Source organism: Desulfotruncus alcoholivorax DSM 16058 (assembly GCF_000430885.1).
Taxonomy (GTDB): domain Bacteria; phylum Bacillota; class Desulfotomaculia; order Desulfotomaculales; family Desulfallaceae; genus Desulfotruncus; species Desulfotruncus alcoholivorax.
The window spans coordinates 18,819-38,401 of record NZ_AUMW01000018.1; the positions used below are offsets into that span (position 1 = coordinate 18,819).

Below are 19,583 nucleotides of genomic sequence, written 5' to 3' on the forward strand. Positions count from 1 at the left end.
ATATATGTTAGGCTCCAAGGTTTGCCCTTAGAGTTTCGTACCGGTCACGCCGCTCGTCCCATTTGGGTTTAGTAGTATCACCTCGGTAAAAAATTAGCTCGGCTTGGGATCTTTAGATTAATCACTTGGTTGCGCTTATGTGTTTGGCTAGATGAAAATGTAGCAAACGGAAGTTAATTTTTGGAGCACCCCTGCTCCCATATATGGCATTAAATGGTACTAGCCTTAAATAGTAAACGTAGTCACATTTTATACATCCAATGATAGTCAGGCGGCCTTGACAGGTGCTAATTCCGGAACCTTTGGCGGTAGTTCCGCCGGCTTTGGCTCATAATTTCCGGAAGTTAATCTTACGAAGTTGCTCCAGATGCTGTCCGGTCACTTAGGCCACGAGCCCACAGCATGGATTCATTCTGCTGGCCATAAAGCCGGGGATGCGTTATCAAACCATATCTCCCGGGATGAGCCGCCTATGTGTTCGAAGATGCTTTTTAGCCCTTCCAGCAGGATTTTGACCTCTGGTCATCGGATACAGTAAAAAGAATATTCACAAGGTTGGAGAATTTAGGTATTTTATTGGTTGGCAACTTTGACCAAGACAGAAGAGATCGAACAAAAAATGATTTAATCAAGTCCCTGTACATGTCCTAAAAACAACCATAAAGGTGGTGGATTTAAATTAAAAATTTAGTTATTGCTGAAAAACCATCTGTAGCTCGGGACCTTGCCTCAGTGCTTGGCAGCTTCCAAAAAAAAGACGGCTATCTGGAAAATAACGAATACGTTGTCACCTGGGCCATCGGTCACTTGGTGGAATTGGCTGAACCCCAAGATTACGATACACAGCTAAAAAAATGGACTATGGATACATTACCCATCATACCGACCAGATTTCAACTTAAAGCCAACCCGAAAACCGCTAAACAGTTTAAAATCGTTAAACAGCTGGTTAACAGATCCGATATCGAACAACTTATCTGTGCGACTGACGCCGGACGCGAGGGCGAGCTCATCTTTCGCTATATTTACCGCCTGGCCGGCTGCCAAAAACCTTTCATGCGGCTCTGGCTTTCAGAAACAACTCCGGCTGCCGTTAAAAAAGGCTTTACCGAGCTGCGGCCCGGAACAGAATTCAACCGCCTGGCCGCTGCTGCGGAAGCCCGCAGCCGGGCCGACTGGCTCATCGGCATCAACGCCACCCGCTCATTTACCGTAAGGCATAACACCTTACTGTCAATTGGCCGGGTGCAAACGCCCACCCTGGCGCTTATTGTGAACCGGGAACGCGAAATTAAAAACTTTGTGCCCGAATCCTACTGGGAACTATACGCCGAGTTTACTAAAAGCAACGGCCAGTTATACGTGGGCAAGTGGTTTAAAGGCGAGCAAAACCGTTTCCAGGACCAGCAGGCGGCCCGGGCGGTACAGGCCCGGGTTGATGGTCAGCCAGCCAACGTGCTGGAGGTGGAAGAAAAGGACATTGCGGAGCTCCCGCCGCTATTGTTCAATCTCAACGACCTGCAAAAGGAAGCCAACAAAAAATACGGCCTGGCGGCAGCCAAAACCCTGGCGGCAGCCCAGTCCTTGTATGAGACCAGGAAACTGCTTACCTACCCCCGTACGGACAGCCGGCACATAACTACGGAGCTTGCTAAAACCATTCCGGAACGTCTATCCGCACTGGCCGGTGCGGCTGAATACATGCACTATACAGACACCGCAAAGGCGGCTGGCCCACCCGGCAAGCGTTACGTGGATAACGGTAAGGTAAGCGACCATACAGCGCTTATTCCCACGAACGTTAAGCCCATTTTGGACAACTATTCTCCGGATGAACGAAAGATTTACGACCTGGTGGCACGGCGGTTTCTGGCCATCTTTTTCCCGCCGGCCAGGTATAAGCAGACCAAAGTGGTAACCGAAGCTGCCGGCGAAAAATTCCTTACCACCGGACGGGTGGAGCTGGACAAAGGTTGGAAGACGGTATACGCACCTGTGGAAAATAACCATGGCGATGACGAAAATGATGGTATCATACCCGACCTTACCCGGGGCGAAGCAGTGCGAACCACCAAAACAGAAATCAAGGAAAAAGAAACCAGGCCGCCCAAACGATATACCGAAGCCAGCCTGTTGGCAGTCATGGAGGGGGCCAACAGGCTGATAGAAGACCGGGAACTGAAAGCGGCTATGAAGGAGCACGGCTTGGGTACCCCGGCCACCAGGGCAGCGATTATCGAGCGTCTAATCCAAGTGGGTTATATCGTGCGCCAAAAGAAAACTTTAGTACCCACTGCCAAAGGAGAGATACTCATTGACTTGGTGCCGGAAATAATCAAGAATCCGGAACTGACCGGCCGGTGGGAAAAAACGCTGGCCGACATAGAAGCAGGCACGGCTGACCCGGAAGAGTTTATGACCGGGATTAAAAAGCTAACCGGTGAGATTGTTGAACTGGCCCGCACTCAGACCGCCAGTAACCAGTTTCAAACAAGCCGTGAAGCATTGGGCAAATGTCCATTTTGCGGCAAGGCAGTGATTGAGGGTAAAAAAGGCTACGGCTGCAGCGGTTACAAAGAGGGCTGCAAGTTTGTCATCTGGAAAGAGATTGCCGGCAAAAAGATTACCGCCAAACAAGCACAGGGTTTATTGCAAAAAGGCAAAACCGGCATAATTAAGGGTTTTAAATCCAAAGCCGGTAAAAGTTTCGAGGCAATTTTAGTGCTTGGACAGAACGGCAAAGTTGAATTTGAATTTAATAAAAAGAGAAGTAATCAACATATCTAACCAAAACATAATGGAATTCAAGATGCGCTTGTATAAAATAACCAAACTGAACGGCTTATCGCTATGGAAATAAGGTATAAGGCTATATCTGAAAACGACATTGAACTTAACTTGCCTGCCCAAACAGAGGTGGTGCTACGGGACCCTGGGAAGATGTTAAGAGGCTTGGCGACAGATTGACCGTCTAAGAGTAAAGGAATATCCGTTAAGAATAATGCCCGGAAATTGTCCGGGCATTGGCAACGCTAAATAACAAAAATTAATTTTCTATACGGGCTGCTTATTTGCAATATTTTCTAGGGCTAAGTTTCACGGCTTTGTAACAATTCCGGGTGTCGCCTCCAAAGAGCTAAAGCCCTTGAAAGACAAGGGATGTCGAATCACCTACTGTAAGGAGTAGGTGATTTTTGTTTTTGGGCGGCAAAGGACTGGCAGCAGGGGATTTTTCAGACGAAGTTAAACCTGCTGTGATTAATAAAATCCCCTGTCATTGGTAGAGTCCGCCAAAAATTATTTTTTGAGGGCTTTACTATGAGAAGTATGCTGAAAATATTTGTTGCCGGTGCGGTTGACCGAGGCTTTCTAAAGTCACATTTTGCCAATAATACATGCAAGGTATAAGGGCAGAAAAAAGCTCGCCAGCCTTATGCCAGCGAGCTTATTAATGTCTTGGATCACCTGGTCATTGGTAATAACCAGTTTGTTAGTCTAAAATCAAAAGGGTTTATTATATCCCTCAAGGTTCTTCCCAAATAATGCTCGAATTACTCAATTATAGCTAGAAATTATATATTATAATATATGATATGAACAGGTTTCACTCCCACGCATGGCCCCTGCGCCGGTTAAGTTACTTCTACAATATAACTTTTATTGGTCATTTTGGCTTTTGTAGAGGCTATACTTGCCTTATTTATAAGGTTTTCAATAACCTCATAACATTTTACTTCATTTCTGGCATATTTTCTTTGGCCACCACAGATGCCAGCCGATACAGTAGCGGGAACTCCGGCTTTTGAAGTCTCAATGGCTATTAAATCAATGATATCTTTTACCATTTTTTCCGCGCTACTTATTTTTTTTAAAGATACAAGCACAAACTCATCACCACCATATCTACAAACAAAGTCACAGTTAACTTCTGTTTTATCTTGAAAAACTTTTGCTATTTGCTTTAAACACCGATCACCATATATATGCCCATTTTTTTTATTTAATTGCCCAAAGTTATTTACGTCAAATAAAGCTACAGAGATTTCATGACCTTCGGAAAGTAACTTTGAAGCAACTTGGTATATATAACCGGAATTATATATGCCAGTTAATGGATCATATAGTTGGCCTAAACTTTTCATTATTATGGATTTGGTTATCATTCCGACTACTTTACCGCTTTCCACCACCGGCATGCGTTCTATTTTATATTCATGTAATAGCTCGGCTGCTTCCCAAATTGTATCATCCGGTTCACAAGAAATAACCGGGCTGCTCATTGAATCAGCCACTATCCGGTTGGGGTGGTGAAAACGCACATCTTTGGAGGTTATTATCCCGACTAAATTTTCACCTTCGATAACCGGCAGGCCGCCCACTTGGTGTTCCCGCATATATTCTGCGGCTTGTAAGACACTTTTCCCGGAGGTGATGGAAAAAACAGGGTTACTCATTATGTGTTTTACGTTATACATTTATATCAACTTCTTTAAATACAGAAACTGAGATTTCCAATTTGGCCTTTATCAAGGATTGTGTGCTGGTAAACTTCATACCTTCTTCAAGTATGGTTTTGATCAGCGTATCACGTGGCATCCAATTAAACAAACTGGTTCTTACAGCTATGGCTTCAATATCACTGTTTTCGATTAAAATTACCTCATATTGGCCCGGGGCAAGAGCTTCAATCATTCTGCGAGCGGCCTCTGGGCCGATTGGGGCACGTCTGCCTATAAGCAATAAATCCTGCATGGGTGGGAGATCAAATTCAGAGAAATGTATTTGTAAATTTGCCTTTTTACTACTAAAACTTTTTTTATTTTTGGAACTCATAGGTATAAACCTCTTTCCAATATTGTTTAAACAATATTGCTTAATGCCTTATGCCAAAAGTCAATCTCAGATGTTTGGGGAGGCTTTTTAATTAAGTCCAGAATGCATGATTCAAATGTTTGGACCAAATCAGGGGCAAATTGAAGGCCTTTATTACTGTTTAGTTCCAAAAGAGCATTGTTAAAAGTTTTAGGTTTTTGGTATGGCCTGGGACTTGTCATCGCATCAAATGCATCAGCAATTGCCACAATGCGTGCCAGTTTAGGTATGTTTCTTCCGGACAAACCCTCGTAACCTTTTCCATCCCACCGCTCATGATGATAAAGAATAATTGGTAAAAGATCATTGCATTCTTCAAAAGTTGATATCATTTTGGTACCTAACACAGTATGCTGTTTAACTATTGAAAATTCTTCGCACGATAGCTTTGTGGGTTTATTTAATATTCTTTCATCAATGCAACATTTGCCGATATCGTGAAGTAAAGCGCCTAAGGTAATTGTTTTTACCTCTTGGTAGGTGCAACCAGCATATTCAGCCGTTTTCATAGCAAGATAACATACGTTTAAAGAATGCATCATCAGGTCTTGAGGAAATCCTGAAAGTATGGTGTTGACAGTCTTTATATTAAAGTGCAAGTATTTCATCCCTCCACCGTGACACAAGACATATTCATCGATAAGAGGGGGGAAGTTATTAATATCATTTTTTCCCGCAACCTGGCAATCATAGCGCTATAAACAAGCTTTAGCACTTTAGACCCATGGCTTTGCGCCCTAATCTTTCGATGTAGTTTGCCTTTGTGAAACAGATATTAAAACCAAGCCAAGCATATTATATAACTACCGGATTGCATATTTCAACAAAAATAAACCATATGTTTATATTGGAGAAGATTGAGGGTTGAAAATGATTAAAAAGATTGTTGGGAAAAATATAAGGTATTACAGAATTCAACAAGGTTTTTCTCAAAAGGAAGTGGCTTCTTTAGTTGGGATTACGCCTTCCTATTGGGGGTACTTGGAAAGAGGACAGAAAAACCCTTCTATAGAGCTTGTTGCGATAATAGCAGAAATTCTTGGTGTTAAAGCCAACTTGCTTTTTGTTGAATCTCCAGCCGAGAACTTGCCGGAAGAATTTGTGCATTGCATGTATATGGTAAATAGCATGGGAAATAACCACATTGATTTTATATTGACTGTAATTAAAGCGTATATTGATTTGCAAAAAGAGCAAAAAAAAATAACTTAAATATTTATGCAATATAAGTCTTCTTAAATTTCCAACTTGTATCGTTTAAGCTTTTTGTAGAGTCCGGCCCTTGAAATGCCAAGCAGGGCCACCGCCTGGTTTTTGTTGCCATCGCAGGTTTTTAATGCATCAATGATGGCTTCGCGCTCAATTTCCTCGATTAATTGGTGCAGACCACCGCGATTGTTGAGTCCCCTGTATTTTTGTGCGCTTAATAAGTATAGGGGGAGGTGTTCCTTGTTTACAGTATTTCCTTCAAGAATATTAAAAGCCCTTTCAACGACGTTTTCCAATTCACGGATATTGCCGGGCCAGCGGTGGTTGCGAAGAATAGTCATGGCTTCCGGGTCTATCCCCGTCACCCGTAAACCGAATTGTTTATTGAACCTTTCAATGAAATGTTGCAACAATAAGTCCAGGTCTTCTATTCTTTCCCGTAAAGGCGGGATATTCAGGGAAACCACGTTGATCCGGTAATACAGGTCACTGCGAAATTCGCCTTTGGCCACCATCTCTTCAAGGTTGCGGTTAGTTGCTGCAATAACTCTTACATCAATTCGCTTGGGCTTAGTATCACCAAGTCGTTCGATTTCTTTCTCCTGAAGAACGCGGAGTAGCTTTGCCTGCATTAAAAGAGGCATATCACCAATTTCATCCAAAAAAATGATTCCCTTGTGCGCAAGCTCGAATTTGCCGGTATGTCCGCCCTTTTTGGCACCGGTAAAGGCCCCCTCTTTGTAGCCAAAAAGTTCCGACTCCAAAAGGTTTTCAGGGATCGCGGCGCAGTTAACCTTAATAAAAGGGCCGTGCTTACGCTCGCTCTCTGTGTATATGGCATGGGCAAAAAGCTCTTTGCCCGTGCCGCTTTCGCCCCTGATCAATATCGTGGACTGGTTTCTTGCCACCCGCCTGGCGGTTTTCTTTAAAGCAACAAAAGCCGGGTTCTTGCCGATAATCTGATCAAAAGTAAACTTGGAACGTTGTGCTCTTTTAAGCTCATCCTTATAAAAATCAAGCTGGTCATGCAAATTATTGATTTTTTCAGACAAGGCGTAAAGATCGGATATATTTTTAAAGGCAACGATACCCAGGGCGCCTACTATTTTATCATTTTTCTTGATTGGCAGCCTGTTTGCTATGATTTCATGGCCGTTTAAAGTTGTTACATAACCGTATTCCGGTTTGCCCGTTTCCATCGCTTTGGGAAAAATTGGGTTACCGTAAACCTTTTTAACATGCTGTCCGATAATTTCATCAACTTTTTTATTGAAAAAACTGGCAAATGCCTGGCTTGCCATAGTTATTATATAATCACGGTTAACCGCAACTATGCCGTCGCTGGATAACTCCAGGATATTGGTTAACATTTCTTTTAACTCGGTGATTTTTTCATTGTTTGTTGTTAGCTCATCGATAACATTTTGTATTTCGGTGACATCCTGAAAAACCGCCACCGCTCCCACTATCTTACCATTTACAATAATCGGATTTCGGTTGGAAAGATAGGTGCCGTTATTTAAAGATAACCGGGCGCCTGTTTGCGGCTGTCCGCTCTTTATAACTTCCAGCAATCCGGTGGTGGGAAAAAAATCCTTGACATGCCTGCCGACAATTTTTCCGGTCGGCAGTTCAAGGAATTTCTCCACCTGCCGGTTGCAGTAAATGATTATACCGGAACGATTTACTGCCAGAACTGCGTTACTGGTTGAATCGTAAATATTTTGCAATTTGATGGTAGTGCTTAATTCAACCATGCTTATTACCCCAGACCTTCTTGGATATTAGATTTTATAAACTAATGCCTTTATTCGACGATTCCAAAGAAAAAACCTGCCGGTGTCCAAATGAGCATGTTAATAAATGCAGATGTTAAAGGTCATGAAGTAAGATTATCAGAAGTTTTAAATTAAATTCATTTTGCGGGCTGCGGCCCGTAAATCGGCGCGGAAATCGGGATGAGCAATAGAAATCAGTTCCAGTGCCCTTTCCCTTGCTGTTTTACCCCGTAGCTTGGCGACGCCGAATTCAGTAACAACGTGATCGACATCGTTTTTAGAACAACTTGCCACTGCACCTTGCTGTAAAAATGGTACAATTTTAGAAATAGTGCCGTTTTTAGCTGTAGCATGAAGCGCGATGAATCCTTTGCCGCCGGGGGAGCGCAAACACCCTTGGGCGAAATCAGCTTGCCCCCCGGTGGCGCTGTATTGTTTAGGTCCAATAGTTTCCGATGCGCACTGGCCGAGCAGGTCAATTTCAAGGGTGGCATTTATTGACACCATCTTATAATTTTTGCCGATTACATAAGGATCATTTACATAGGAAACAGGGTACATTTCCACCATCGGGTTGTCGTTGAGGAAATTATAAAGTCTCCGGGTGCCGGCTGCAAAACTGCCGATAATTTTGCCGGGGTGTATGGTTTTTTTCCTGCCCGTAACCGCACCGCTTTCAACTAAATCCACCATTCCGTCGGTGATCATTTCCGTGTGGATCCCCAGGTCTTTTTTATTTACGAGAGCTTGGGCCACTGCATTCGGCATGCCGCCAATGCCCAACTGAATTGTGGAACTGTCCTCGATCATTTCCGCTATATATCCCCCGATGATTTTATCTTCTTCTGTTAATGGGGGGATAGGAATCTCCGGTATTGGAGCATTGTTTTCAATTACATAATCCACATCGGAAATGTGAATCAGGCTTTCCCCCCTGGTCCGGGGCATGTTCGGGTTGACTTCCAGTATAACTACCCTGGCTTCGGCGGCAGCAGTGGTGGTGTAATCAACGGACAATCCGAAACTGAAAAAACCTCGTTCGTCCATGGGGGATACCATCCCCATGAAAACATCCACCGTTATATATTCTTGAAAAAGCCTGGGGTAATCGTGAAAGTGGCCGGGCATAAAATCCGCCCATCCCTCGTTAACGGCACGGCGGTTAACCCCGCTGGTAAACCAGGACACGTGGCGGAAGCTCTTGGCCATCTCGGGGCTTAAGTAGTCGGCTTCTTTAAGCGGCAGCATCTGGTGCACCTTGACCCCTTTTAGTTCATTGTGTCTTTTGGCCATAGCTGTAACCAGGGCTCTCGGCTCTCCACATCCAAGGGGCAACGCTATATTGTCCCCGGACTTGATTACCTTAACCGCTTCCTCAGCTGTGACCAGCTTTTTGCTATATACTTCCCTTATTTTATTACGCTGTACGGGGTAAAGGACCAGTTTACGGGTGGCAGATACATGGGCCAGTTCTTGAAATAAGTCCACTGACATTTGGAATATTTCCTCCTATCAATAATTTTTGAATAATTTGATATAACCACAGTCGCAAAAGTTGTACCGAAAAGGATATAAAAGATTGCATTTTAACAGGCATGCGGTAAATTTATAAAAATAAAAATTAGATGTTTTAGGGAATGTTTAAGAATGATGTAAACTTTGTAGACTGTTAAAAGATAAATTTTGCCTTCCCGATAGGTTATTATAATAACCACAAGCCCGGTGTCTACGATGTAGATGTTGTTAACCAGGTAGGCATATTGTTTTAGTTTTGTAAGGTACTGATATTACAAATCCAGATCGGCATAGCCGGTAATAAAAAAAACTCTGAGTAAAAACCCAGAGTTTCTCTTATCACGCAACGGGTCTGCTGATAAACCTAAACGGAGGCGTAGAATGCCTACCTACTATACATACTATCCAGATAACTCAGACCGGTTTTGGTTTTGAAATATTTTTGTTTTATTGAGTTTACTTGTTCTTTTCTCAGGTCATCTTCAAAGATGTTGACCAGAAAATCAGCTTCTACCAGAATTTGAAAATCTATGTCATCTATTTTGGTATATGTATGATGGTTCCCGATTAAATAACAAATCCGGTAGATAAAATGTTGACTTAAATTAAACCCCTGTAAGAGATCCCGTGCTACAGGAGGCCCTTCGATTTGCTGGTACTTTCCGGCAGATGATGAGTATTTTTTTTCACTCTCTTTGATTCCTATATCATGTAAAATTGAGGCCAATTCAAGGATTTGTAGTTTTTCACCGGAAACGCCCTCCAACTCCCCTATGCTTTTGGCGAACGCATACACCTTAATGGCATGGTTAATACGCTTAATGTCACCATCAAAATAAAGGATCATTTTCTTGATCACACTACTTGCCATAGTTGCCACCGGCATCACCTCAATAAATCTTTTCAACGTTATAATTATTATAAAAAAAATCCAATTAAAATACAGTGATCCAAATCACTTTATCGGAAGTTTCGGCTGCATCTACGCCGGGGAACACTGAATTCACTGTTTTGGAGTCATACAAATCTGAACAGGGATTTTTCACTATAGACTGTTGTCAAATTCATTCATTTCTGCTACTATAAAAAAAATACCTGAAAAAAATAACTGCTAAGGTAGCAAATCATTCATGGAAGATTACTTTGGCGAAGAAGCCTTAAAAGTTCTGTTTGCAGAACTTTTAAGGCATTTTGTTTTTTTAGGAGGCAATTAAAAATGGCTTCCGTTCATTCATTATGTAAACAGTACACCAGTTTAGACAATGATGATATCTATGTAATTGAGCAGTTAAGTAATTACCTGAAGTATATTGCGGATTTAACCAGGGCTGATGTTTTTATTGACGTGCTGACTACAGATGACGAGGAAGCCCTTGTCGTGGCAGAGGCCAATCCTACTACTGCACCATCTTTATACACACAAAGTGTCGTTGGCGAACTGGCTTTTAAAAAAAATGAACCAGCTGTTTTTAATTCGTTTGAAACAAGCGGTCCTGTCTGGGAGGTAAAAGGAGTTACCCAGCAAGGCATCTCGGTTAAACAGTCGGTTATCCCGGTAAAAGGTCCCAAAGGCAATGTTGTTGCCACTTTAATTATGGAACAAGACATTTCTGAACAAATCCAAACCGTAGCCAAAGTCGAACTTTTATCCGAAACCACCGAAAAGTTAACTGCCGCGCTGCTTGACGTAGCTACGGTGGAAGAGGTTCTGCCGACAATTTTACAGGATGCTGTTATCATTACCAACAGGGACTATACCGTTTTATATGCCAATCCGCTGGCACAACAATTGCTACAAACTTCAAACCACCTGATTACTGGAAAAAAGTTAATGGATGTCATTCGGGATATGCCGGCTACAAATGAATTGGTGATAGATAACCGGGTGTATATATTAAAGCATGTTCCTATAAAAAAGAGTAACCAGCTGGCCAGTCATATCTTTATGCTCAGGGATGTCACTGAGTTGCATAAAAAAGAAAAAGAACTTATGGCAAAAGCCGCTGTAATTAAAGAAATTCACCATAGGGTCAAAAACAATCTCCATACCGTAGCCGGCTTATTAAGATTACAAATGAGGCGTTCAGATTCAGAGCAGGTTAAGAAAGCATTATCAAGCAGTATCAATCGAATTTCAAGCATTGCCTTGATTCATGAGGCTTTAACGGTGAAAGATATTCATTATGTCGATTTGCTGCCGCTTATTGAAAAAGTTGTCGGGCTTTCTATCCAAACCGGCGTAGATACCGAAGATATGGTAACGGTTAGAATCTCCGGCATGCCGGTGCAGCTGCCTTCGGAAATCGCCACCGGAACGGCCATGGTGCTGAATGAATTAATTCAAAACTCTTTGGAACATGGATTTGCTCACAAACGTGGTGGAAGCATTTATGTTTTTAAAACAGGTTTTACTACCAGCGGGTTTCCCTACTGGTGGGCATTTCTGTTAGGTTTATTGCAGGCTCAATGGACTTTTACCGGTTATGATGCTTCCGCCCATACTACCGAAGAAACCATTAATCCAAGGGTGAAGGCCGCCTGGGGTGTTTATCTTTCCGTGCTGATTTCAGCGGTCTTTGGTTACATTATGCTGTTCGTCATCACCAGCACCATCGGTAATGCCGAAGAAGTTGCCGGGGCCACCAACCCCTTTATCTACGTTGTTGAACAGTCCCTGGGCGGTGTGGCCGGTCGTGCCACACTCTGGATGGTGACCATCGCCATGTGGTTTTGCGGTCTCTCCTCCGTTACCTCAAATTCCCGTATGATCTTTGCATTTGCCAGGGACGGCGGGATGCCCAAATCTGAACTTTGGTCCAAAATCAGCAAAACTTACCGTACTCCGGCGCCGGCCATCTGGCTGTCTGTAGCCGTGGCCTTTTTGATAGCCGTTTACAGCGGCGCTTATTCTGTAATCGTTTCGATTAGCACCATCGGGTTATACGTCTCCTACGGCATCCCACTTTTCTTGAAACTGCGCGCGCAGTACGGCGGCAAATGGAAAGAACAAAATAACGGCCCGTGGAATCTGGGCAAATGGAGCAAAGTCGTAAATACCGTCGGGCTAATTTGGATTTTCTTTATCTGTATTCTATTTGTGTCTCCGCCCAACCAGTTAACCGGTTATACGCTTCTTGGCATGAGCGCGTTATTAGTGCTCTATTATCTGGTCAGCGTTCGCAAATGGTTTAAGGGACCAAGCTTCCAGGCTGACAGTCAAAAAATATATGCTTTGGAGCACGAGTTTCAACATTAGTCCCGGCAAAATATGAAACGAGGTTATATATAATGGGGTTTAAAACCACACTTTTAGGGCAAACATTCAGCTTTAAAACCGTGAAAGAGGTGCTGGCCAAAGCGAATGAAGAAAAATCCGGCGATGTTTTAGCCGGCATCGCCGCCGGTTCTGCGGCTGAAAGAGTTGCCGCCAAATATGTGCTCAGCCGGTTAACTTTGAATGAGCTAAGAAATAACCCGGTGGTTCCATACGAGACAGATGCCGTGACCAGGCTCATCGACGACAATTTAGACCGGGAAGTATTCTCCGCCATCAGTAATTGGACGGTGGCCGAACTACGGGAGTATATTCTTGACGATCATACCCCGGGCCAGGCCCTGGTCGGGTTAAGCCGGGGATTAACCAGTGAAATGGTGGCCGCGGTGACCAAAATCATGTCAAATATGGATTTGATCGTGGGCGCCGGCAAAATAAACATTCAGGCCACCGCCAACACCACCATCGGGGTGCCGGGGGCTTTGGCCTCCCGGCTGCAGCCCAATCATCCCACGGACAGTGTTGCCGGTATTCTGGCTTCAGCCGAAGAGGGTTTGTCTTACGGGGTGGGTGACGCCGTGATCGGCATCAACCCCGTGGAAGACAGCGTGGACAACATCAGCCGCATCCTGGAAGCCTTGCATGAGTTAAAAAACTATTGGCAAATTCCCACGCAAATTTGTGTGCTGGCTCACGTCACCACGCAGATGGAGGCCCTGCGCAGAGGAGTGCCATGTGACCTGGTATTTCAAAGTTTGGCCGGCACCGAGGCAGCCAATCGCAGTTTCGGCATCACCGTCCCGCTTTTGGAAGAAGCGTGTGAATTAGCGAAAAATAAGGGGACGGCAGCGGGTAACAACGTGATGTACTTTGAAACCGGGCAGGGGTCGGAACTGTCATCGCACAGTCATCACGGAGCCGATCAACTAACCCTGGAGGCCAGGTGCTATGGCCTGGCCAGGCACTTTAACCCCTTTCTGGTGAACACGGTGGTTGGCTTTATCGGACCGGAATACCTGTATGACGGCAGGCAAGTGATCAGGGCCGGACTGGAAGATCATTTTATGGGTAAACTCTCCGGCCTGCCCATGGGCGTGGATGCCTGTTACACCAACCACATGAAAATGGATCAAAATGACCTGGAGAATCTGGCCGTGCTGTTATCCGCGGCCGGGGTCAACTATTTTATGGGGATACCTATGGGTGATGACGTGATGTTGAATTACCAGTGCACCAGTTATCATGACATTGCTTCTTTGCGCGGGGTTTTGGGTCTGAAGCCGCTGCCGGCCTTTGAAAAATGGCTGGAGAAAATGGGCCTCATGCAGAACGGCCGGCTGACCCGCCGGGCTGGGGACCCGTCTATTTTTCAACGCTCCCGGGTTGGGAGGGTGGTTTCGTGAAATACCGGCATCATATTCCTGCCCCGCAGGACAGCGCTTACCTGCAGCAGTTGCTTCAGGCGACCCCGGCCAGAATCGGTGTTTGGCGGTCAGGTACCAGACCGCTGACTTGCGACTTGCTGAAATTCAGGGCCGACCACGCGGCAGCCCAGGACTCCGTTAACGGCACTGTCTCCGAAGAGTTGTTGGCCGGGCTGGACTTGCCGGTGTTGCAAACCATGGTCAGGGACAAGGATGAATATCTCACCAGACCGGACTTGGGGCGGAAACTCTCCACAACCGGCAAAGCCTATTTTCAGCAAAGCACTTCGGAAAAGCGGCAGGTGCAGCTGATTATCAGTGACGGCTTAAGTGCCCAGGCCATTGAGGCAAATTTATCAGACTTTTTACCGGCATTTCAGCTGGGTCTGGCCTATTACCGGATTAGCTGCCACAGACCTGTTTTCGTAAAATATGGCCGGGTAAGACTACTGGAAGATGTTGCTACTGTCGTTGCCGCCGAGGTGTTTGTCATTCTGATTGGCGAGCGTCCCGGCCTGGTCACGGCCAAAAGCATGAGTGCCTATCTTGTTTACCAGCCAACGGCCGACACGATGGATGCCGATTATCTGGTGTTATCCAACATTTACAGTGGAGGCACTCCTCCTGTGGAGGCCGCCGCGCAATTGGCCAGGATGGTAAACCATGTCATCCAGGTCAAGTCCAGCGGCGTGAGCTTAAAATTAATTACCCTGAAGGAATAATACTCATATGAGCAGCGATTATATCAGTCTTAACTCCATCGGTATAGATATAGGCACTACCACAACCCAGGTCATCTTCAGTCGTTTACAGGTGGCCAATACGCTGCCGCAGTATATGGCGCCGCGGCAGGAAATTGTCGGTCGCGAGATTCTGTACCGGGGCCGGATTCACTTTACTCCCTTGCTGGATCCCTTTACCATCGACCCCCAGGGTATCAAGGCTTTGGTGAACCGGGAATTCCGGCAGGCCGGACTGAATAAAACAGATATCCATACCGGAGCTGTCATTATTACGGGACAAAGTGCCAAAAAAAAATAACGCTGCCGAAATAGTCCATTCCCTGGCTGATATCACCGGCAATTTCGTTGCAGTCACCGCCGGCCCCCATATCGAGTCGTTATTGGCCGGTAAAGGGGCCGGGGCTGCCGCCAGGTCCAAACAAAACGGCACCATCATAGCCAACATTGACATCGGTGGCGGGACATCCAACATTGCTGTGTTTAATAACGGTAATCCCATCGATTCCTGCTGTCTGATATCGGGGGGAGGTTGTTAAAGGTTAGTCCGGACGGAATTGTTACCGCCATTGCAGAAGAATTAAGCCCTTTGATTAAGCTCCTGGGCTTAAATATTCGTCCGGCTGCACCGGTGACCAGGCAGCAATTACAACAATTGACCGGGGCTTTGGCCGCCACCATTCGTCATGTTTTTTTAGAACCTTACAATGAGCATGTCAAGCTCTTTCTGACTACGGAAGGTTTGCGTTTAAACTATCAGATCAATGAAATTACCTTTTCCGGCGGCGTGGCCGATTTTATTTATCAACCGGTCACGCCCCAATCGATTTCCGAAATTTGCCGTTATGGTGACATCGGGCCTTTACTGGGCGCAGCTGTACGGGATGCCTTTAACCAATTCCCGGCACGGTGCGGCAAGCCGGTGGAGACCATCCGGGCCACCGTGATCGGTACCGGGATTCAGTTTGTGCAGCTTAGCGGCAGTACCATTTTAATCAACCGGAACCTGTTGCCGCTGAAAAACATTCCGGTGTTAAGAATTAACGATTTATCAGACCAACAACCCGTTATCCGCGCTATCACCACATTGGTTAAAGAGACCAGTCCGGCGGGCCTGGCCTTAGCCCTCAATAAAAATGCCCTTGGTTCCTTTGCTGACATCTACCGTGCAGCAGAGCGACTCAAGAGCATATTTAAAGCCACCCGGATGGAAAACCTACCTTTCATTATTATTACCGAAAACGATTGTGCCCTGGCCCTTGGGCAGACCATCGGGATTCTGACCAATAACTCCAAAATCATGTGCATTGATCAGGTTGTCGTTGACGAGGGCGATTATATAGACATTGGTTTTCCTATAGATGATCAGGCCGTACTGGTTATGATAAAAACTCTTGTTTTTTAACATTCCGTATTGAATCTTTACAGATATGCGGTAAATTTATGTAAAATAAATAAAATTACATATTTTAAGGATGGTTAAGAAAGATGTAATCTTTGTTTATTAGGAGGTATAAAAATGTTTCATAAATTTACCGGAATACAGTGAAAGTTGCAGTAAGTGAAGGAGTTCAGGTGGCCGGTAACGCCGGCGCTTCCCTGCAGCAGATCATTAAAGCGGTGGAAAAGAACAAGGCAATGATACAAGATATCGCGACCGGTGTCAAACAGTCCAATCAGGGTACACAGCAGCTTACCGCCGCCAGTGAACAGATTGCTACCACCGTGCAGCAGGTATCCAGTTCCGCTCAGGAGCTGGCCGATATTGCCGCCGAACTGCAAAACACCGTGGTAAAGTTTAAGGTTGATGCCTGAATGAAACCCCGGCAGGCGAGGCACATACGCCGTATTACCTATGTTCTCCGTTAAATAAAATAATAGAACGATACTTTGTAAAAGAAAAACCGGCATAAGACCGGTTTTTCTCTTTTATAGAGGGAAGTTTAAAAAACGAGGCTATTTGGACTAAATTTTCGGTTTAAAATAGCTATCAATTGTTTTTTCAGCAAGTCGCTTGGCGGTATTGGCCTGGGCGGTTAGCATCAAAACGGTAAGAAAAACCTCGGCCAGATCCCGGTAGGATTTTTCCCTTATATTGCCGGCCTTTTCTTTAATTAATAAAAACTTTTCATTGAAAGTACTGTAAAACTCTTTAAACTCGCTTTCCTTTAATTCAAGATACGTTGCATAAATATCTTCCAAAGGAATAATATCATCTTCCCGGTTCGCAATATCATAAGCCCGTAATCATGGCAGCGTTCTTAACCGTATTCGGTGGAGTTGGGATTATAGGGCTAAACTATCTGCAACTGGGCATAATTGTCACCCTGACAGCGGCATTAGCTTCCGCCTTGCTGGTTTCCTTTTTAATGTTCAGATATATCCTGGTACCACTTTATAAAGCCCAAACAAGCGCGGTATCGCAACAAGACTTAATCGGCTCGCTGGCGACGGTGAAACTGCATATGCACAGCAACAGTGTTGGGAGAATCATTTATGTAGTCAACGACAATACATATACCGCACCAGCCAGGTCAGTTGATGGAGCAGAAATACCCGCCGGGTCCAAAGTGGTAATTGTGGATATCGAAAAAAACGTTTTTAAGGTATCCAAAATATAAAGGAGGAATGTGCATGTTCTTTACAGCAGCGATTATTGTCGTAGTAATTATCCTTCTGTCCTTAAGTATAGCCACCATGTGGAAGAAGGTGCCCCAGGATAAAGCCCTGGTCATTACAGGTTTAAAAAAGAGGGTTATTTCAGGTGGCGGCGGCTTTGTTATACCGCTGTTGGAACGTTCCGACAGAATATCGTTGGAAAATATGAAGATCAGTGTTGAAACCAGGGGCGCGTTGACCGAACAAGGCGTGGATATCAAAGCCGACGGTGTGGCTGTAATTAAAGTCAAATCAGATAAGGAATCCATCCTATCAGCATTGGAGCAATTCAACACCGGGAAGGAACCGGATACAATAGCGGTGATAAAAGATACCGCAAAAGACGTTTTAGAAGGTAAGTTGCGGGAAATAATATCTAAACTTACCGTTGAGGAAATATACAAAGATCGTGAAAAGTTCGCCTCCCAGGTGCAGGAAGTCGCAGCCGTTGATCTGGCCGAAATGGGTTTGGAGATCAAGGCTTTTACCATCAGAGATATTTCAGATGACAACGGCTACCTTGAAGCACTGGGCAAAAAGAGAATAGCTGAAGTTAAACGCGACGCGGATATAGCAGAAGCTGAAGCGCTTAAAGAAACGCACATCAAAACCGCTGAAGCCAACAGGTTGGGTGAGGCGGCCCGGTTAGTCGCCGAGACGCAAATAGCCGAAGCTACCAAGGAAAAGGAATTAAAGGTTCACCAGTACAGGCAGGAGCAGGAAACGAAAAAGGCGAGCGCCGACCTCGCTTATGATATTGAAGCAAGCAAAGTACAGCAAAATGTTGAACAGGAAAAAATGCAAATTGAAATTGTTAAGAAGAAGAAGGAAATTGAGTTGGCTGAGCAAGAGGCGCTGCGCAGGGAAAGGGAACTTCAGGCTACTATTAAACTGCAGGCCGACGCAGAAAAATACAGCCAGGAAAAACAGGCTGAAGCTGTTAAATTCAAGAGCATCCAGGACGCGCAGGCCAAAGCGGAAAGCATCAAGCTTCTCGGTGAGGCCAATGCCCGGGCTAAAAAGATTGAAGGTGAAGCTGAAGTTGAAGTAATTCGCAAGAAGGGTGAAGCGGAGGCTGAAATATTGCTTAAAAAAGCCGAAGCATTCAAACAATATAATGATGCAGCCATAGCGCAAATGATTATTGATAAGCTGCCTGAAATCGCTAAAAGCATTGCTGAACCTCTGGCCAAGGTTGAAAAAATTGTCATCGTGGATTCCGGCGGCGGCCAGGGCAAAGGAGCAGCTAAAGTTTCGGGGTATATCACCGATATTTTATCAACTTTGCCTGAAACGGTTAAAGGTCTGACTGGATATGATTTAATGGATCTCTTTAAAAAAGGGATACCCGGCGGCACAACCAAGGAAAATAGTTTTTCTGTTAAAGACACTAATCATCATCAATTGGTTGATACCAAAGCCAACTTATAATACTTAAAAAAGATGCTTCGTTATCACGAAGCGTCCTTTTTAATCACTTGTGGGGAACCACCGCCTTCAGGCATACTTTTTTCATTATCTGCCGGCTGACTGTAAAAGTTAACTGTACCTGCATATTTATTATTAATTTTGCCAGTGGTATAATTATATAGTGTAAGGCCAGTAAAATGAATAAAAAGAAGTCATTTGGGGTGCCGCAAGGCTGAGAGGTAATAATGCCAACCCATTGAACCTGCTCTGGGTAATGCCAGCGAAGGGAAATGTAACAACGCCATTTGTACACTCCGAGCAGGGGTGTTTATTTTTTTACGGCCGGCAAACAGCATACGAGCATAGGAGTGATAAAGATGATCGGCAAGGTTAATGATGATTTTTAAAAAAGCTATTCTTCCGGAAACAGGCGCTTTAAACCCCGAGGTGATAGTTGGGCCGAGCATGGGGGGTGCTCACCGTTGATCCGGAACAGGCAGGGTCTTTACTAACAGCTTATGAAAAAGCCGGTATACCGGCTCTGCCGTTATCGGAAAAGTGGTACCACGGGCGGAGAGGCGCCGCTGGGTTGAAGACGACGGTAGGGAACAAGACTTGCTGCCGCCGCGGGTGGATCGCTTTTGGGAAGCTTTCTTTGGGGCACTGGCTCAAGGTTAGGTGTTAACAGAATCAATTAATTGCA

General features: G+C 44.8%; 17 protein-coding genes, 1 pseudogene and 2 riboswitches. Of the genes and pseudogenes, 11 read left to right on the forward strand and 7 right to left on the reverse strand.

Features of this window, described 5'->3' with window-relative positions; genetic code table 11:
- Positions 1–693: 693 nt before the first annotated feature.
- Positions 694–2,787: a DNA topoisomerase III gene (locus H569_RS19960; RefSeq protein ID WP_257720101.1), complete on the forward strand. Its 2,094-nt coding sequence runs from the start codon at positions 694–696 to the stop codon at positions 2,785–2,787.
- Positions 2,788–3,632: 845 nt separating this feature from the next.
- Here the strand turns inward: H569_RS19960 and H569_RS0109970 are convergent.
- From H569_RS0109970 to H569_RS19965, 3 genes are read right to left on the reverse strand one after another with little or no spacing between them, the layout of a single operon-like run.
- Positions 3,633–4,475: a GGDEF domain-containing protein gene (locus tag H569_RS0109970; RefSeq protein ID WP_027364886.1), complete on the reverse strand. Its 843-nt coding sequence runs from the start codon at positions 4,473–4,475 to the stop codon at positions 3,633–3,635.
- Positions 4,468–4,833 (reverse strand): hypothetical protein, encoded by a 366-nt coding sequence (locus tag H569_RS0109975; protein ID WP_027364887.1) that lies wholly within the window; start codon positions 4,831–4,833, stop codon positions 4,468–4,470. The genes H569_RS0109970 and H569_RS0109975 overlap by 8 nt, the downstream gene beginning before the upstream one ends.
- A gap of 26 nt (positions 4,834–4,859) precedes the next feature.
- Positions 4,860–5,480: an HD-GYP domain-containing protein gene (locus tag H569_RS19965; protein ID WP_081410969.1), complete on the reverse strand. Its 621-nt coding sequence runs from the start codon at positions 5,478–5,480 to the stop codon at positions 4,860–4,862.
- 63 nt (positions 5,481–5,543) lie between these two features.
- Positions 5,544–5,642, reverse strand: a riboswitch (cyclic di-GMP riboswitch).
- Positions 5,643–5,742: 100 nt separating this feature from the next.
- Here H569_RS19965 and H569_RS21330 point away from each other — a divergent pair.
- Positions 5,743–6,084 (forward strand): helix-turn-helix domain-containing protein, encoded by a 342-nt coding sequence (locus tag H569_RS21330; RefSeq protein ID WP_157833508.1) that lies wholly within the window; start codon positions 5,743–5,745, stop codon positions 6,082–6,084.
- 23 nt (positions 6,085–6,107) lie between these two features.
- Here H569_RS21330 and H569_RS0109990 read toward each other — a convergent pair whose 3' ends face one another.
- From H569_RS0109990 to H569_RS0110000, 3 genes are all read right to left on the reverse strand, one after another.
- Entirely contained in the window at positions 6,108–7,838 is a 1,731-nt protein-coding gene (locus H569_RS0109990) for a sigma-54 interaction domain-containing protein (RefSeq protein WP_027364888.1), read from the reverse strand.
- Positions 7,839–7,985: 147 nt separating this feature from the next.
- Positions 7,986–9,353 (reverse strand): acetyl-CoA hydrolase/transferase family protein, encoded by a 1,368-nt coding sequence (locus H569_RS0109995; protein ID WP_081410963.1) that lies wholly within the window; start codon positions 9,351–9,353, stop codon positions 7,986–7,988.
- 406 nt (positions 9,354–9,759) lie between these two features.
- A complete protein-coding gene (locus tag H569_RS0110000; protein ID WP_027364890.1) occupies positions 9,760–10,254 on the reverse strand; it encodes an HD domain-containing protein in 495 nt (164 codons plus the stop codon).
- 336 nt (positions 10,255–10,590) lie between these two features.
- On the opposite strand from H569_RS0110000, the gene H569_RS21335 reads away from it, so the two are divergent.
- The 6 genes and pseudogenes from H569_RS21335 to H569_RS0110035 all read left to right on the forward strand — a co-directional run bounded on the left by H569_RS21335 (position 10,591) and on the right by H569_RS0110035 (position 16,627).
- Positions 10,591–12,630: a histidine kinase N-terminal domain-containing protein gene (locus H569_RS21335; RefSeq protein ID WP_051273557.1), complete on the forward strand. Its 2,040-nt coding sequence runs from the start codon at positions 10,591–10,593 to the stop codon at positions 12,628–12,630.
- Between the two features lie 32 nt (positions 12,631–12,662).
- A complete protein-coding gene (locus H569_RS0110020; RefSeq protein ID WP_027364891.1) occupies positions 12,663–14,051 on the forward strand; it encodes an ethanolamine ammonia-lyase subunit EutB in 1,389 nt (462 codons plus the stop codon).
- On the forward strand, positions 14,048–14,794 hold the full coding sequence (gene eutC / locus H569_RS19985; protein ID WP_051273558.1) for an ethanolamine ammonia-lyase subunit EutC: 747 nt from the start codon (positions 14,048–14,050) through the stop codon (positions 14,792–14,794). The genes H569_RS0110020 and eutC overlap by 4 nt, the downstream gene beginning before the upstream one ends.
- 7 nt (positions 14,795–14,801) lie before the next feature.
- Positions 14,802–15,113, forward strand: coding sequence for an ethanolamine ammonia-lyase reactivating factor EutA (locus H569_RS23275; protein ID WP_051273559.1), 312 nt, complete (start codon positions 14,802–14,804; stop codon positions 15,111–15,113).
- Positions 15,097–16,217: pseudogene (locus H569_RS23130) on the forward strand (ethanolamine ammonia-lyase reactivating factor EutA). Before H569_RS23275 ends, H569_RS23130 begins: the two are co-directional and overlap by 17 nt.
- Positions 16,218–16,357: 140 nt before the next feature.
- A complete protein-coding gene (locus H569_RS0110035) occupies positions 16,358–16,627 on the forward strand; it encodes a hypothetical protein (protein WP_027364892.1) in 270 nt (89 codons plus the stop codon).
- A 150-nt stretch (positions 16,628–16,777) separates the two neighbouring features.
- Here H569_RS0110035 and H569_RS19995 read toward each other — a convergent pair whose 3' ends face one another.
- Positions 16,778–17,014, reverse strand: a complete 237-nt coding sequence (locus H569_RS19995) for a hypothetical protein (RefSeq protein WP_051273562.1) — start codon at positions 17,012–17,014, stop codon at positions 16,778–16,780.
- Positions 17,015–17,061: 47 nt separating this feature from the next.
- Between H569_RS19995 and H569_RS0110045 the strand changes: the two genes are divergently transcribed.
- The 3 genes from H569_RS0110045 (at position 17,062) to H569_RS22510 (ending at position 19,565) form a co-directional block, all read left to right on the forward strand.
- Positions 17,062–17,433: an NfeD family protein gene (locus H569_RS0110045; RefSeq protein WP_051273563.1), complete on the forward strand. Its 372-nt coding sequence runs from the start codon at positions 17,062–17,064 to the stop codon at positions 17,431–17,433.
- Between the two features lie 13 nt (positions 17,434–17,446).
- Positions 17,447–18,901 (forward strand): flotillin family protein, encoded by a 1,455-nt coding sequence (locus H569_RS20000; RefSeq protein ID WP_114679286.1) that lies wholly within the window; start codon positions 17,447–17,449, stop codon positions 18,899–18,901.
- A gap of 186 nt (positions 18,902–19,087) precedes the next feature.
- Positions 19,088–19,186, forward strand: a riboswitch (TPP riboswitch).
- 148 nt (positions 19,187–19,334) lie between these two features.
- Positions 19,335–19,565 (forward strand): hypothetical protein, encoded by a 231-nt coding sequence (locus tag H569_RS22510; RefSeq protein WP_157833509.1) that lies wholly within the window; start codon positions 19,335–19,337, stop codon positions 19,563–19,565.
- Positions 19,566–19,583 lie beyond the last annotated feature (18 nt).

Excerpts from the sequence above, each read along its gene's own strand:
- H569_RS0109975 (WP_027364887.1), bottom strand. The coding sequence starts at position 4,833 with ATGAGTTCCAAAAATAAAAAAAGTTTTAGTAGTAAAAAGGCAAATTTA.
- H569_RS21330 (WP_157833508.1), top strand. The coding sequence starts at position 5,743 with ATGATTAAAAAGATTGTTGGGAAAAATATAAGGTATTACAGAATTCAA.
- H569_RS19965 (WP_081410969.1), bottom strand. The coding sequence starts at position 5,480 with ATGAAATACTTGCACTTTAATATAAAGACTGTCAACACCATACTTTCA.
- H569_RS20000 (WP_114679286.1), top strand. The coding sequence starts at position 17,447 with ATGTTCTTTACAGCAGCGATTATTGTCGTAGTAATTATCCTTCTGTCC.
- H569_RS23275 (WP_051273559.1), top strand. The coding sequence starts at position 14,802 with ATGAGCAGCGATTATATCAGTCTTAACTCCATCGGTATAGATATAGGC.
- H569_RS0109990 (WP_027364888.1), bottom strand. The coding sequence starts at position 7,838 with ATGGTTGAATTAAGCACTACCATCAAATTGCAAAATATTTACGATTCA.
- H569_RS0109995 (WP_081410963.1), bottom strand. The coding sequence starts at position 9,353 with ATGTCAGTGGACTTATTTCAAGAACTGGCCCATGTATCTGCCACCCGT.
- H569_RS0110045 (WP_051273563.1), top strand. The coding sequence starts at position 17,062 with ATGGCAGCGTTCTTAACCGTATTCGGTGGAGTTGGGATTATAGGGCTA.
- H569_RS0109970 (WP_027364886.1), bottom strand. The coding sequence starts at position 4,475 with ATGTATAACGTAAAACACATAATGAGTAACCCTGTTTTTTCCATCACC.
- H569_RS0110020 (WP_027364891.1), top strand. The coding sequence starts at position 12,663 with ATGGGGTTTAAAACCACACTTTTAGGGCAAACATTCAGCTTTAAAACC.
- H569_RS21335 (WP_051273557.1), top strand. The coding sequence starts at position 10,591 with ATGGCTTCCGTTCATTCATTATGTAAACAGTACACCAGTTTAGACAAT.